This is a genomic window from Vibrio sp. 704 (assembly GCF_033339295.1).
The window spans coordinates 23,037-36,853 of sequence record NZ_JAWOUH010000002.1 but is presented as its reverse complement, the minus strand read 5'-3'; the positions used below and the strand labels follow the sequence as shown (position 1 = coordinate 36,853).

General features: G+C 46.9%; 20 protein-coding genes. 17 read left to right on the top strand and 3 right to left on the bottom strand.

Annotated features, from left to right (window positions below; all coding sequences use genetic code 11):
* Positions 1–3 precede the first annotated feature (3 nt).
* The 8 genes from R7R24_RS04055 to R7R24_RS04020 all read left to right on the top strand — a co-directional run bounded on the left by R7R24_RS04055 (position 4) and on the right by R7R24_RS04020 (position 4,443).
* Positions 4–339 carry a hypothetical protein gene (locus tag R7R24_RS04055; RefSeq protein WP_318114595.1) on the top strand — a complete coding sequence of 112 codons (336 nt, stop codon included), beginning with the start codon at positions 4–6 and terminating at the stop codon, positions 337–339.
* A 63-nt stretch (positions 340–402) separates the two neighbouring features.
* Positions 403–690 (top strand): hypothetical protein, encoded by a 288-nt coding sequence (locus R7R24_RS04050; protein ID WP_258663332.1) that lies wholly within the window; start codon positions 403–405, stop codon positions 688–690.
* Entirely contained in the window at positions 687–908 is a 222-nt protein-coding gene (locus R7R24_RS04045; protein WP_318119443.1) for a hypothetical protein, read from the top strand. The genes R7R24_RS04050 and R7R24_RS04045 overlap by 4 nt, the downstream gene beginning before the upstream one ends.
* Complete coding sequence (locus tag R7R24_RS04040; RefSeq protein WP_318119442.1) at positions 890–1,117, top strand: hypothetical protein; 228 nt, start codon at positions 890–892, stop codon at positions 1,115–1,117. The genes R7R24_RS04045 and R7R24_RS04040 overlap by 19 nt, the downstream gene beginning before the upstream one ends.
* Positions 1,114–1,353 (top strand): hypothetical protein, encoded by a 240-nt coding sequence (locus tag R7R24_RS04035; protein ID WP_318119441.1) that lies wholly within the window; start codon positions 1,114–1,116, stop codon positions 1,351–1,353. The genes R7R24_RS04040 and R7R24_RS04035 overlap by 4 nt, the downstream gene beginning before the upstream one ends.
* Positions 1,340–3,427, top strand: coding sequence for a hypothetical protein (locus R7R24_RS04030; protein ID WP_318119440.1), 2,088 nt, complete (start codon positions 1,340–1,342; stop codon positions 3,425–3,427). Before R7R24_RS04035 ends, R7R24_RS04030 begins: the two co-directional genes overlap by 14 nt.
* Before the next feature lie 8 nt (positions 3,428–3,435).
* Complete coding sequence (locus R7R24_RS04025) at positions 3,436–3,666, top strand: hypothetical protein (protein WP_318119439.1); 231 nt, start codon at positions 3,436–3,438, stop codon at positions 3,664–3,666.
* A 474-nt stretch (positions 3,667–4,140) separates the two neighbouring features.
* On the top strand, positions 4,141–4,443 hold the full coding sequence (locus tag R7R24_RS04020; RefSeq protein WP_258641832.1) for a hypothetical protein: 303 nt from the start codon (positions 4,141–4,143) through the stop codon (positions 4,441–4,443).
* Here R7R24_RS04020 and R7R24_RS04015 read toward each other — a convergent pair.
* From R7R24_RS04015 to R7R24_RS04005, 3 genes are all read right to left on the bottom strand, one after another.
* Entirely contained in the window at positions 4,438–4,689 is a 252-nt protein-coding gene (locus tag R7R24_RS04015; RefSeq protein ID WP_193233266.1) for an ogr/Delta-like zinc finger family protein, read from the bottom strand. The genes R7R24_RS04020 and R7R24_RS04015 overlap by 6 nt on opposite strands.
* Before the next feature lie 78 nt (positions 4,690–4,767).
* Positions 4,768–5,796 (bottom strand): phage portal protein, encoded by a 1,029-nt coding sequence (locus R7R24_RS04010; RefSeq protein WP_318119438.1) that lies wholly within the window; start codon positions 5,794–5,796, stop codon positions 4,768–4,770.
* Positions 5,793–7,568 carry a terminase large subunit domain-containing protein gene (locus tag R7R24_RS04005; protein WP_318119437.1) on the bottom strand — a complete coding sequence of 592 codons (1,776 nt, stop codon included), beginning with the start codon at positions 7,566–7,568 and terminating at the stop codon, positions 5,793–5,795. Before R7R24_RS04005 ends, R7R24_RS04010 begins: the two co-directional genes overlap by 4 nt.
* A 166-nt stretch (positions 7,569–7,734) precedes the next feature.
* Between R7R24_RS04005 and R7R24_RS04000 the strand changes: the two genes are divergently transcribed.
* The 9 genes from R7R24_RS04000 to R7R24_RS03960 all read left to right on the top strand — a co-directional run bounded on the left by R7R24_RS04000 (position 7,735) and on the right by R7R24_RS03960 (position 13,803).
* Positions 7,735–8,592, top strand: coding sequence for a GPO family capsid scaffolding protein (locus tag R7R24_RS04000; RefSeq protein ID WP_258515982.1), 858 nt, complete (start codon positions 7,735–7,737; stop codon positions 8,590–8,592).
* Positions 8,592–9,596, top strand: a complete 1,005-nt coding sequence (locus R7R24_RS03995; RefSeq protein ID WP_085342832.1) for a phage major capsid protein, P2 family — start codon at positions 8,592–8,594, stop codon at positions 9,594–9,596. Before R7R24_RS04000 ends, R7R24_RS03995 begins: the two co-directional genes overlap by 1 nt.
* 10 nt (positions 9,597–9,606) lie before the next feature.
* On the top strand, positions 9,607–10,323 hold the full coding sequence (gene gpM, locus R7R24_RS03990; protein ID WP_318119436.1) for a phage terminase small subunit: 717 nt from the start codon (positions 9,607–9,609) through the stop codon (positions 10,321–10,323).
* 114 nt (positions 10,324–10,437) lie between these two features.
* A complete protein-coding gene (locus R7R24_RS03985; protein ID WP_318119435.1) occupies positions 10,438–10,857 on the top strand; it encodes a head completion/stabilization protein in 420 nt (139 codons plus the stop codon).
* Positions 10,854–11,345 (top strand): phage tail protein, encoded by a 492-nt coding sequence (locus R7R24_RS03980; protein ID WP_318119434.1) that lies wholly within the window; start codon positions 10,854–10,856, stop codon positions 11,343–11,345. Before R7R24_RS03985 ends, R7R24_RS03980 begins: the two co-directional genes overlap by 4 nt.
* Positions 11,329–11,985: a hypothetical protein gene (locus R7R24_RS03975; protein WP_064490436.1), complete on the top strand. Its 657-nt coding sequence runs from the start codon at positions 11,329–11,331 to the stop codon at positions 11,983–11,985. The genes R7R24_RS03980 and R7R24_RS03975 overlap by 17 nt, the downstream gene beginning before the upstream one ends.
* A gap of 3 nt (positions 11,986–11,988) precedes the next feature.
* Positions 11,989–13,119: a DUF2586 domain-containing protein gene (locus tag R7R24_RS03970; protein ID WP_318119433.1), complete on the top strand. Its 1,131-nt coding sequence runs from the start codon at positions 11,989–11,991 to the stop codon at positions 13,117–13,119.
* Between the two features lie 3 nt (positions 13,120–13,122).
* Entirely contained in the window at positions 13,123–13,572 is a 450-nt protein-coding gene (locus R7R24_RS03965) for a phage protein (protein ID WP_025605246.1), read from the top strand.
* A 12-nt stretch (positions 13,573–13,584) separates the two neighbouring features.
* The gene (locus R7R24_RS03960; RefSeq protein ID WP_025517563.1) at positions 13,585–13,803 is read left to right on the top strand and encodes a TraR/DksA C4-type zinc finger protein; all 219 of its coding nucleotides are present in this window, start codon (positions 13,585–13,587) and stop codon (positions 13,801–13,803) included.
* The last annotated feature ends 14 nt before the right edge of the window (positions 13,804–13,817 follow it).

Here is a 13,817-nt window from a genome sequence, read left to right as displayed (position 1 = left end):
CCAATGAGTCAGCTAGCTACTCAACAAGAACAACAAAAGCAAATACCCAACGCCAGCGAGAGCATTGCCGCTTGTAAAGCTTTGTTCAATGGTTCAGCTACACGCGGCAAGTTGAAAAAGTTGTGGGACGCTATGCCACCACGTTTTCGCGGTATGGTTTTAGTCGCCGGTGATCTGAAAGCCTCGGAGCATGTGCGAGAGTTTGAAAGCTTTAATGATTTGGAGCTTCAAAAAATCCGTAGCGGTATGCAACAGATTAAAGAAATCGCGACGTTGTTCGATCGCAATCTTGGTGACGTTCGACGCCTCAAGCATTACCAATTCAGTAGTACCCATTAGTTCTCCAAGCCTTTGCCCCTTTAGCAGGGGGCTTTTTTTCGTCTTAGCGTAGGAGCATAAAAGATGAATCTAAATGAAGTTGCAAACAAACTCGCTATCCAAACGACCATCAATAGTCTGTTCGCTTTGGCACTGGATAGTGCAGACATTATCAGTATTCGTATCGAGTACTCTTCAAAAATGAGCCTTCTCAACGTGATTGTGTTTGATGAAAACACAACGAATCACGCTCACAACGTTGTGTTGATTGATAAAGAGCGTGCGCTTGAAGAGCTACTGAACATTGAAGATTACCTGATTGAACGCATTGCCGTTCGCCGTGACCAAATGGAATCGGAGGATGCAGCATGAGTATTAGTTCGAGCGAAGCCAACCAGTTAATTGAAATGTTGAAAGATCGATTGGAAGAGTGTTGTGACTGCATTGAAGCTGGCTATGAGATTACGCGTTCTGTTGGATACACGACTATCGATGCAGAGTTAACGGTGGAAGGCGGGCGCTCTTTCATTGATGAGGCGAGTCGCTACTTAGAAGAACAGGAGCGCGAGTCATGCAATACGCCGCAATAATGCTTTGTCCAGCTGGCGGTGTTATCCGCCATCAAGATACGCAAGAAGTTGCCAACGTAGTAGTGGGTGATTTCGACTCGTTAGGTCTAGCAATCGAACAAGCATGCGTATCCCTCAGTTGCACTCATTTAATCAAAGGCGTTTTGAGCAAAGGCAATGGGAAAGGCGGCTTTATGCTGGTAACGACCCAAGAACTGGAGGCGGTATGAAAAATAAAAGGATCACTTCAGTTAGTGTCGGTGATGATGTCATTCAAATTTTGGATGGACGAACAAAGACATATGAAAAGTGTGCTATTGCATATTTTGCTGGGCCGGAAGGATGGGGCATAACCATGACTATTCGACTCGAAGAGGTCGAAGGTTTTCTGAAGTCTCCTGATACACAGAGACTATTCGTTAAGTTTTCGAAAGAAAAATTAGGGATAGAGTATGAACCAGTCTGATCTTCTATATATAGGCGGGGCAGTGATGCCCCTCGACCGAATCAAAAATAATGACGCCAGCTATAATGCTGGTTTTTTAGGTTCCAAAATTTACTCAGACCAAGAACAAGCACTTCTAGATAGTGGAATGGTCAAAAAAATAGCGATATATGACCGCGTTCCCAACCGAAAGTCCAAGCGCGAACGAGATCTTCAAGAGAGAACTGACTTTTATAAATCTGTAAATTATCTCTCGGAACACGACCGCGAAGCGGCGGCGAGAATCGCCGAAGAGTATAGGCTAGTCAAAGGGCGCAAAAGTCCGACAGAGAAATTCCGTCACAGAAAGGACAAGCAAATTAGGCAGTTGATGAGCCTGAGTAAGTCTCTGCGTCCTAAAAATATCGTCAGCAATACCGACGCCAACTTCAGCCACGACGCGTTGTATGAGGCTAACGAGCGCTCAAAACCTAGCATTCTTAATCAGAATGGTAAGCGAGCAAAGGGTGAGCCGAATAAGATTCCAATTTCGATGCAGTTAATGCACAGGTCTTGGAACGAGACTTACAAGTTTCAGGCGGTAACTGAAACACCGTCTAGTGCTGCACCTGCGGAAAACTGCGGTGAAAGGTTCTCGGAAAAACTCACCTCTCGCTCTGTGTCTAAAATTTTTGAGGCAGGTGCTTACACTGCAGCTTGTCACGGTGGGTTCTCAACTTTCCTGACTCTTACCTTCACCAAAGCACAGCGTATGGCCATATTCGGGGGAATGTTGGATGGAAGTGACTGTGTCAGCATGGGTTCACATCACCCGATAATCTATAAACGCAACATGGTGGCGGTACATCCAAAGCGCGATGAAAAGAAAGTAGACCAGCCAATCACTGATATTGGCGGTGAATACTGGCTGTTTCCGACCAGAGATAGCAAGCGAGTGAAGGTTATGAACCAGAGCGGTGTCATTGTTGGGCCGTATTGCGATCTCAAACAAAAACCAAAGCAAGAATTCTCGATGGAAAAGACTTTGGAAACGACTATAGGCAAAGAGGTTTCTCGTTTTCTCGATGGTGCGAAGAAGATGTACCAGCGTGGCTGGGTTGCAGACCACACAATCCAAATTGATACAGACAGCGGACAAAAGTACTGCGATTTAACTCACGAGAAAGTGGCTAAGTACGTTCAACCAAGCGATGTTGGCCCAACCAATCAGCCCGCAGATTTCCATTACATATGGGTTGCTGAATGTCCGGCGAATGAAGATGGTGAACCAAATCCTCATGTTCATATTTTGCTGCGATGGACAGTACCGGAACATCTGTTTAGTTCCTGGGCGAAACGACTCGAAAAAATATGGGGACACGGTTTTGCGAAATTAGAGCGAATCAAAAAGCCAAAAGCCGCTGGTTCTTACATTATCAAAGCGGTGGGCTATGCAGCGAAAGGTGAAAATGCTGACCAAGGGCTTATTAAGGGAAATCGGTACAACATCGCGAAGTGCTCAAGAGCACCTGCCTGGGAAACGCTTGCTTCGTTTGAAGCTGGCAATATGACTGCGATTATTAAGGAACTGGGCTACAAGCTTGAGCAATGGAAGAAGCCAATTAAGCGGCAAATCCGCAAGCTACGAAATGCCAAAGAGCAAACCATTAAGGCCAAAGCGATCGCCAAAAAGCAGGACAAGCCAGATGAATACCAGAACAAGCTTTATCAGCGAATTATCCGATTGGAAAAGCAGGCCGAAAAGCTGAGCCAAAACATCCGTGATAGGGGAGTGCACGTGAATACGAGTAATCGCTTCTGTATTACTTTCGAAGGCGAGCAGGCCAAGGATAAAGTCGATAATTTTATGCTTTGGGCTGCAGGCGCTAGGGGTTGGACATTGAATTGTAGAGATGTGGATTTGAGTGACATAAAACAGAGCGCTGATTACTCTTATCAAAGTGCATATCATCGATTTAAAGACAGCCAGGCGTACTGGCGTTCATTGCTGAATGAGCCCGTTCCCCACTTTGAAATCGATGAAAGTGAACAATGCTATTGGAATGGTGTTACCGCAGATTATCTAGAAGGGCGTCTTTTGCCCATGTTGAGTTAGGAGGGATTATGCCGAAATCTAAAAATGAAAGGTTAGATGACTACTACCAAAACAGTAATCATTTTGTTGGCTCTGAAGCGCGGCTAACAGATGAAGAGCTTGCAACTAAAAGACGAATTGAAGAATTGGAAGACCCAAATCACCCGCATAACAGCGAAGCTAACAAAGCTGCCCGACAGCGTAAACTGGATGAGTTAATGGGTAAGCCTGTCCGTACTTATGGGAATATTCGTGGGTGACGTCAGGATGATTTTCGGCCGTTGAAACTCGCTGAATTGTGATGGGTATCATAATTTTTGAAATCCGGACCATACTCAGGAAAAATGACCAAAGTCGGTGTTATAGGACCATTTATGGTCTAATTTGGCAAGGTCGCTTATGTTTTTTAACTTTATGATAAATAATGTAAAAAACAAAACTTATCAATTTTAAACCTCAAGTCAGGGGAAGGATATGTCTCTTTCTGAGATATTTAGGACAAAATTCTTGAAGCACTGAGATTTTTGCCAACTTGACAGAAAAATTTTGGATTGCACTATAAATACACCCTCCTTCTCCAATTCTCTCATTTCGATTTTTTACTAAGCACGATTTTGCCTAATTTTCGAAGCAGATGGTGTTTGTTTCACGACTTCTTTACGGACGACTTTGGAAATTAAAAAGGCGTGATTGCGTGATTTCTATTAACTCGAAGTAACAAAGGATAATTCTTAATGAGTGAATCAAGTCTAAAAACCACTGTGGAAAACTGTATGGATATACAGTATATTTCACTTGTAATTGGTAAGGGTGTTGATATGTCTAAAGAAAAGCAGTTGTTTCAATCCGCTCTGGATATAATCATTGATGGGGTGGCCGTCAGTGCTGTAGGTGAGGGAAGAGAGGAAGCGGGGCGAGTTTTACTAGAGGGAATATTACCGCGGTTTTCTCACTTATTGGATGACGAAAAAATAAAAGCCATCCAGTCGATAATTGGGATGGCTGATGAGGCAGAGAGCCCTACTTTTAAGTTATAGAATCGAAAGCTGCTGCTTTAACTCTTCTCTATGTTCTGGTGCTAGGGCTTTAACTATATTAAAAGCTAATTGCGAGGTGGTTTTGGCACTGGGGCTTAGAGTGTGGCTATAAGATAAATTCATCACAAAGGTATGCCCACATTCCGGGTCACTGCACGAACAATATAAATCAGCATATTTTGTGCTCATTCTATTTGATTTCTGGATGCGACTTTTTTCGCCGCACTCTGGGCACAACACTCTCATATAAAACACCTAGCTTATTGACTGACTTAATAATCATACGTCAAAAGGCTGTGTTTTTATACAGTTTTGGAGGCTTGTTTAGGCCGTATCTCCATGTATTAAATTGAAATTAAGGCGCAAGTGCTTAGGTACCTCGGGGTCTGAGTTCACCTCATCCATAATCAGCTCACACACAGGAATGATCTCATCCTTGGCGTATTCACTGCCTATCTTCGTTGGATCGCCTAAACTGGTCGTGCCCTGCGGAATAATGCCTGCTTTACCTACTGGGAAGCGGTGGCCGACGAGAATGTCCTGCGCGGTAATATTTTTGATGCGCTCAAATTCATCTTTAGTGGCGATATCACCAACCGGAATCAGTTGAATCCCTTTCTCTTTGCCGTTCGGAATATTCACAAACATACTGCGGAAGTTACCCACGCCTTTAGAACTGGCGATCTTCTGCTTCAACATTTCTTCATCTTCTTCACTAAGGTTTGGGTCAGTGGCGTAGAAGATAAAGCCCATGTGTGCGCCGTTCTTATAGTAGCGACGGCGGAACAAAGTCGCGTCTTTATTCAACAAGCTGCTTTGAATGCTACCAAGATAATCCGCCAAACCGTAGATTTGCTGCTGCGGATCGTACTGAGGCAAGAAAATAACATCTTCCTTTTTATATTCGCGTTGCTGGTTGTCGCGTTCCAGAATGACGAAATTGCCGTTTTTGCGTCTGCGAAGGTACATGCCAGGTAATGGATGCAAACGAACCACACGTTTGAAACCATCGCGGATTTTAAGAAATGCAGCATCGCCAAAGGTGAAGTAATCACGGCAAAAGGCTTGGATGTGTCGGCGGCGGGTCGCACCTCCATTTAGGAAGCGTCCGGCTACGTAGTTTGCCCGAGCAATCAACAATGAACCATGATAGGCGTTGGCCCGAGCGATATCGGCTAAGCCACTGCGTGAAATAGGAGGCTCCCAATAGTCGTCACCATCGTTGTAAAACAAATCTAAATAGGTGGTCATCCAACTGTTTGAGTCGATGGACTCTGGTGAGGAGTCGATGTGATAGACCGACTCTGGCGCGTGTTCTTCTTGTTTGACTAAAGTGTTCATTTGCTCGGTCATGCTGCAGTGGCCCAGGTTGATTTAGTTGGTGTTAAGTGATCTAACGGCTCGTTGATGATGGCGTGAGAGATTGCCCAGAATGCATCGGCGTGTCCGGTCGTTTCACTGCGTTCTGCTTTAAAGGTCATGGCGTTACCGCTGGCCGTTGGCACGCGCTTTATCGCCATAAACGCCATGGCAATGTCTTTGTGCTGCGCATCGAACTGCAGGCGTTTGGCTTCTACGACGTCAATCATCTTCATTACTAAGCGGTTCTTATTTTCGTTGCTGTAGTGGATGGCGTGAGCTTCACGTGGGTATTTCTTCGAAATTAAGTCCCAAACACCGCCGCCAATACCCGTGGTGTCGACGCCGATGTACGTTACTTTGTAGCGCTGAAAGACTTTGTCTATTTCCGCAACGTGATATTGGAAGTTCAGGCCTTTCCAATAGTGCTTTTCTAATACACGGAAACGTTCACCCGCTACGACAGGCGGAGCGATAACCACCAAACAGGCATTGTCTCGGGTGCGGCTTGGGTCATAACCCAACCAAACTTCTCGAGTGGCAAAAGGGCGTTTGTTATTTGGTTTGAAGTCTTGCCAGTGAGCGGCATCCACCATGCCTTTTTCAAGATCAGAGAATTTAAAGACAGACAATGAACCATCGACAAATACGCACATGAATAGGTTTTTGAAGTCATCATCGCTGTATTCTTCGCGCAGTTCGTCAATGTCGAATAGGTCACAACCACCCTTCGCGGCATCTTCAATGGTAACAACATAACGCCACTGTTTGTCGGGGCAGAGTCGCCCGCCATCTCGAAATTCATCAAGGGTCGGGAATTCGATATGGGCGCGTGAGTCTTTACCTTTCCGCCACTGGTCACCAGTCCAGAACGGGTAAGCCTGGTGCATTTTAGAAGATGGTGTTGAGAAGTAAGTTTTTCGCCACTTCTTATGTGTTGCCATTGCCGAAGCCAGTTTGTTCAGCTCGTCGAACTTAGGTATCCAGAAGTATTCATCGACATAAACGTGGCCGTGATAACTCTGCGCGGTTTTGCTGTTCGTGGACAAAAAGCGCAGTTCGGCACCATTGGAAAGAATAATAGGGTTGCCGGTTAACTCAATGTCTAAGAACTCTTTACCAATCGCAATGATGTAGCTGCGGAAAACTTCAGCCTGTGCGCGTGATGCAGAGAGAAAGATTTGGTTATGACCAGTCAGAATCGCATCTTCTAAGGCTTCACCACTGAAATAGTAAGTAGCACCAATTTGGCGAGACTTGAGAATATTACGAATACGCTGTTTGATGTTGTTACGCATCGTGTGCTGGTATTCGAACAGGGATTCGTGCCAGCCTTTAAAGTCATCTTCTGTTAGGTGCTCAATGCTGTTCTTCTTACGGCTCCTTTTACGGTTGCCGTTACTGCTGCTTTGCTTTGATGAGTCACTATCACTCTTTGGTGAGCTGCCTTGCGAAAGGTGTCGCTCTGCTTTGGCTTTTGCATCAGCGTGAGCTTTTAACAGCTTAACGTGGTGATCGATTAGCTTGTCCATTTCCTTGAGCTGCTGATCGGTTTTCTCATCCTTATCTATCAGCACCGCCAAACGGCGATTAATCATTTCCTCAACAGAAAGTTCATTAAGCAACAAAGCCCAACCGAATTTCTCCGCCCAGGTATAAATGATGCGCTCACTATTAAGGTTAAGTTGCGCTGCAATTTCTTTCGGAGGAACACCGCGTAAATAAAGCTTTTTCGCGGCTTCTCTTATTTCATCTGAATATGCCATAGCTGCATCATACGCGCCGAAAACTTGCAGATGACCTAGATAGATTCCTGAAAATTCTAGTTTTGGCAAAATCCGAATTGGTAGGAATTGAAGTGGCTGAAAGCCGTTATTCAAAGGCGTATTGTTTGCTCACACCGATATGTGAATGACAAGTTTGAGTACCAAAATGCCAAAGATTAGTGACTGGAAAATCATTGCTACTGAGGGGCCAACCGTAGACGGGCGCAAAATTACCCGTGATTGGATTGAGCAAATGGCGGCAAGCTATGACCCAAAAGAGTACACCGCGCTAATCTGGCCAGAGCACCGTCGATTTTATGGTTACGGTGATAACTGGGGCAAAGTTATTGAGCTCAAAGCGGAGGAAGAAAGCGGCAAAATGCGTCTGTTCGCGAAGTTAGAGCCGAACGACTTCATGCTCGAAGCCAACCGAAAAAAGCAAAAGCTATTCACATCCATCGAACCAAATCCTGATTACAAGGGCGAAGGACGTTGCTATTTAATGGGCCTAGCTGCGACTGACTCCCCAGCCTCCACGGGTACTTCGCTCCTTCAATTTTCTCGTCAATCTGGCGAAACCACCGAGATGAAAGCAAGCCATTTAGAAGAGGTGGACTTCTCCGATTGCTTTACACGCAAAGACCGATTTTTTGCGGCATTCAATGAATTTTTCTCTTCTGGCGATGAAGGGCCAGAAACTCCATCAAAAGTAGAGGACACCGACGTGACCGAAGAGCAACTTAAAGCAGCACTGCAAGAGCAGTTTTCTGCATTCAAAGGCGAGTTCAAGCAAGAACTGAAAGAAGAGTTCAACTTGCAAGACGAACCAGAAACGCCAGAGCCAGAAGAGAAGGAAACAAGCGTTGAGCTGTTCTCTGCCACTCTGGACGAAAAACTAAAACCGTTAATCGAGAAAGTGAACGGTCTCGAAAACCAATTCGCTGAACTTTCAAAAGAAGTTCCGGGTCAAGAACCAGATGGTTCTGGTGCTGACGATAAATTCTCAGCTAAGGAGATGTTTTAATGCTGAACGCAATTTCAACTCAATACCTGCAAGAGTTCTCTTCAACAATGTTGACAAGTGCAGGCGCGTCAGCAGGTCAAACCATGTTTAACCTTACGCCGCCAATGGAAACTAAGCTGCGTCAGGCAATTATGCAGTCAGATGCCTTCTTGGGCATGATCGCGATGCTGCCTGTACAGCAAATCAAAGGTCAGGTTGTTGATGTTGGTAACGATGGTCTATCAACAGGCCGCGGCAACAATGAGCGCTTTAGCGTAGAAGTAGGCCAAAGTGGTAACACCTACGAGTTGGTTAAAACTGATTCTGGTGCGCACATTCTTTGGGAAACCATGACGCAATGGGCGAACTCAGGCTCTAAAAATGAGTGGTTGAAGATGATGCAAAATGCCATCTCGCGCCGTTTTGCTCTCGATATTCTACGTGTTGGTTTCAACGGTACATCGGCTGCAACGGTAACAGACCCAGTCGCAAATCCACTTGGTCAGGATGTCAACAAAGGTTGGCTGACTATCGCGAAAGAGAAGAAAGCGAGCCAAGTCCTTGCTTCTGCCCAACTCGACTCATCAGGTGCAACCGCGGATTCTTACAAAAACCTAGATTCGTTGGTTCAAGACCTGATCAATACCACGATTGCGCCAGAGCATCGTCAAGACCCTGATCTTGTGGTTCTCGTCGGTTCAAACCTGGTCGCAGCAGAGCAGCACCGTTTACTGGAAGCGGCAAACACGCCTACCGAGCACAAAGCTGCTCAACAACTGGCAAAAACCATTGCAGGTAAGAAAGCCTATCAAGCGCCGTTCTTCCCAGCCGATCAGGTTTGGGTAACCAATACCAAAAACCTGCAAGTACTCACGCAGGAAGGCACGCAGTGGCGCAAGCAAAAGAACGATGAAGACACGCTTCGCTTCAAGCAAAACCACATCCGTATGGAAGGTTATGCAATCGGCAACCTGAACAAGTTCGCTGCTATCGAGTCTGTCACCGTTGTTGAGCCTGTAGCTTAAGGAGTAATGCATGGTTAGCCCATTAGCAAAACAGCGCCGAAAGCTCATTGAACAGCAAGCTAACCAGTTTGTACCGGAAGTCATTTCCGGTGCAGATACCGACAGCCTGCACATCAAGCTGATTGAGTTTGAAGAAGACCGCAAGTATTTGCGCTCATTTAACGCCATCGCTGATCGAATTAAGCACAAGCGTGAAGCGCTGGTACCAAAATACAAGCCGTATGTTCAGGCTTATTTAGAAAGTGGCGAAGCGTTCGAAAACCCAATTTTTACCAACATGGTGGTTTGGCTATTCGACATTAAAGAGCTGGATGCCGCGATTGAGTGGTGCATGAAAGCCATTGAGCTAGATTTGCCTACGCCAGAAAACTTCCGCCGTGACTGGCCGACGTTCTGTGCTGACGAAGTGTTGGCATGGGCGGAGAAAGAATCTGAACGTGGTCATTCCATTGAGCCTTATTTCTCCCAGGTGTTCGATAAGGTCGAGAAAGAGTGGCGCTTGCACGAGAAGGTTCACGCTAAGTGGTACAAGTTCGCGGGTTTATACCTGATCCGAAATGAAGAAGGCCAGCCGCAAGCCACAGCGGTTGGCAACGTAGAAACGTTGGAAAAAGCCTTGGCTCTGCTTCAACACGCGCACGATAAGAACAGCAAAGTGGGGGTGGGTACCCAAATCAAGAAGATTGAAGCCCGTATTCGCGCCATTAACGAAGGCAAGAACCTGTAAAGACTCCTACGCCACCGCGCCTCGACTGGTGAGGTAAGAGAAGCCAACCGGCTAACTCGATACCTTCGACCCAGTGGCTAGAGGCGCCCTAATTTAAATAAGCAAGGAACCGTTATGAGCTTTGGCGGAAATGTTAACAGCGCAGTCGATATCGCCATACCAGGTGAAGGATGGCCAGATTTATCCACGGCTGAATTTCGCAGTTTACGCCGTGTTCCCCATACGTTTGATAACGACTCTTTGAACTACGCGGTGGCCATCGCCGCGCTGAATATTCAAGAACGATTAGAAAGCCTGATCGTAGACGGCGAAAAACCAGTGCTGAGCAACCCGAAAATCATGCTCTACAAGCGTGCGGTTTATGGTCGGGCTCACGCCGAACTGATGAAAGAGTTTGCGACTCAAGACCGCCGCAAAGAAGGTGAAAGCGTGGCAACGGATGAACCGGAACAAGAGGCACGTTTTCTCGCCCAGAGTAACAAAGATGTGCGTGCGCTCCTTGGCCGCAGTGCAAATGGGATTGACTCGATATGAGCGAAACCACTTACAACAAAACCAAGCTGGAGCACCTGACGGATTACATCGTCAGTCACCTGAATTCCAATGTGCTCGATAACAAAATCGACGCTTGGCAGGAAAACGGCTCCATCGTGCCAAACGGTGAAGACCGAGGGAGCGGCGGTTATATCGCCTGTCACTGGAAGTACAACGCAGTGATCAGTATTGAAGAGTTTCCACACCGACTTTTGGACCCTCGCTGCTTACTTGCTCTGGTTGCCTGTTGGCTCAGCGATTACGACACCACGCGTAATGAAGATGAGTTAGGCGACCCAGACCTTTCGGTTGATGTGATCAGCAGTGAGGTAGCCGACGTTGCTATTGAATTGGAAATGATGGAGCCGATTGAGCTGATCCCTGACGCTGCGGGAATGATCACTTGGCGAGAGGAAACCTACCGAGTGCAGGCCGTTGAAATCTACACCGCAGAAGAAGCGGAGTTGGTGAATGAAGCCGCAAATTAAGGTCAATGAGCGCGATGTGCTCAACATGCAGGAAAAGCTGGCCATGCTGGCTCTGCCACCTAAAAAGCGAGTCTGGATACTGAAAACCCTTGGCCGTTGGGAAACGACCAATACCAGAAAGCGCATTCGCTCCCAAAAAGACGTTAACGGACGCGCTCTGCAACCAAAGAAAGGAAAGAGGAAAGGCAAGGTTTTAAAGCGGATGGCAAAGGGCTTAACGCCTTATGTGAGAAACGCCAACCAGCTTGATTTGACTTGGAGTAACAAGTTAACCGCAAAAATCGCAGCAAGGCACCACCTTGGTCAAAAGCAAAAAATGACCAAGCGCCAAATGCAAAAGCGATGGGGCAAACCGGATTACTCAGCACCTTGTACCAAGGGGCAAGCGAGAAAGCTAAGAGAACTGGGTTACACGGTACCGAGAAAAAGCGGCAAAGGACGAAAGAAAGCCAGCTTACGTGAGTTGATGGCAACTATCACTCATGGACAAGCAGGACAGCTTATTCGAGAACTCTCTAATCAGCCAAATATCACCAGTTGGGATATTCCATTAGCAGAGCGTCAGATTCTCGGTAGTAAAGAACGTGAAGTGAACCGCCAGCTCATCAAGATATTTGAGCAGGCAAAACAGAGGAAATAACCAATGGCAACCGGAAAGGTAGAGGTTAACAATCTCAATTTGGCACAAGGCGGTATCCCTGAGATAGAGCGTCACGTGCTTTTCATCGGGCGTACTGACAAGGCAGAACTGCAAGGCAAAGTGACCCGCATTAATAACATGACCAACCTTGACGAAGTTGTTGCCGATGATGCGCTTGGTCTAAACGTGAAAGCCGCCCAACTTAACGGCAAACAAAACTGGACGGGTGCGATTGTCGGCTTAGGTGCAGATGATACGTGGCAAGACGCTGTTGATCTGGCGAACCGGACTGACTCATTCGAAGGCATTGCCATTTGTGACCCAGTCACGGTCAAAACTCAGTTTGATGACATGCAGTCGAAAGCAACCGAACTGACCAGCAAACTTGGCCGTTGGGTGTTCTTCCTCGCCGCTTGTGCGGGCATTGACTCAGCCCCTGATACAGGCCAAACGTGGGCAGAGTACGAAACCGCGATGCTTGACTTGGTGAAAGATGTTTCTGCAAACCTCGTGACGCCCGTTCCTCTGCTTAACGGCAATAACGTGGGTGTACTGGCTGGTCGTTTATGTGATCGAAACGTCACGGTAGCAGACAGCCCAATGCGTGTCGCAACAGGCTCAGTATTGAGTTTGGGTGACATGCCAACGGACAGCGCAGGCAAAGCATTAGAGATGAGCACCATCGCAACGCTAGCCGACGCACGTTACTCACTGCCGCAATGGTACGCCGATTTAGAAGGGGTGTACTGGTCGGACGCAACCACATTGGAAGCCAAAGGCGGCGATTATCAGTACCTCGAATACGTTCGCCCGGTGCACAAGCTTAACCGCCGTGTCCGTATCAAAGCGATTCGACGTATTGCCGATCGCATTCTTAACTCAACGCCTGCAAGCATTGAGCTGAACCGCACTTACTTCCGCAAAGATATGCGTGATATGTCGAAAACGACAGAAGTTGGTGGCATTACCTTCCCTGGTGAAATCATGCCGCCAGAAGATGGTGACGTCACCATTCAGTGGGTAACCAAAACCAAAGTGTCGATCGGTTTGATGGTTCGCCCTCATAACTGCCCGAAACATATCGTGGTCAACATCGCGCTTGATCTTACTAACCCTGCAGATTTGGAGGCGTAATCCATGAGAATTTCTGGCAAGAACATGCATTTCTCTTTGGGTGACTACAAGCTCAAAGCACAAAAAGTCTCGTTATCGATTACTGATAATTCCGCCGTCAATAAAACCTCTGGTGTGCCAGATGGTTACGTCGACGGAGATGTTGAGGCTAGTGGTGAAATGGAGCTGACCACGCAGCAATTTAACCTGCTAAGCAAAGCAGCGAAACAAGCCGGCTCTTGGCGTGGAATGCCTGATTTTGACGCGCTGTTCTACGGCAAGATTGATAAAGATGAGCTCAAAATTGAAGCCTTCGGATGTCGTATCAAAATCTCTGACCTACTTGATGCCGATTCGAATGGCGGTAGTGCATTAGTTCACAAGCTGCCGTTCGAGGTGACAAGCCCAGACTTTGTCAGCATCAACGGTGTGCCGTACCTACGTCCGGATGAAACCGAAGATTTAGTTCAATAACAAGGAGGCATGATGGCAGATGTTATCGACCATGCCTGCGGTATTGAAACCCAATTCACAGAAGTGGCGCTTGCCAACCAACTGGCAAGGGCTAAGCGAATTGAAGAACGGGAAAGCGCACATGAATGCGGCGAATGTGGCGACCCAATCCCAGAAAAACGCCGCCAAAAAGTACCAGGTTGCATCTACTGCACCCAGTGTCAAAGCGAATTGGAGCGAATGACCCGATGAATTTAGCGAAGCTC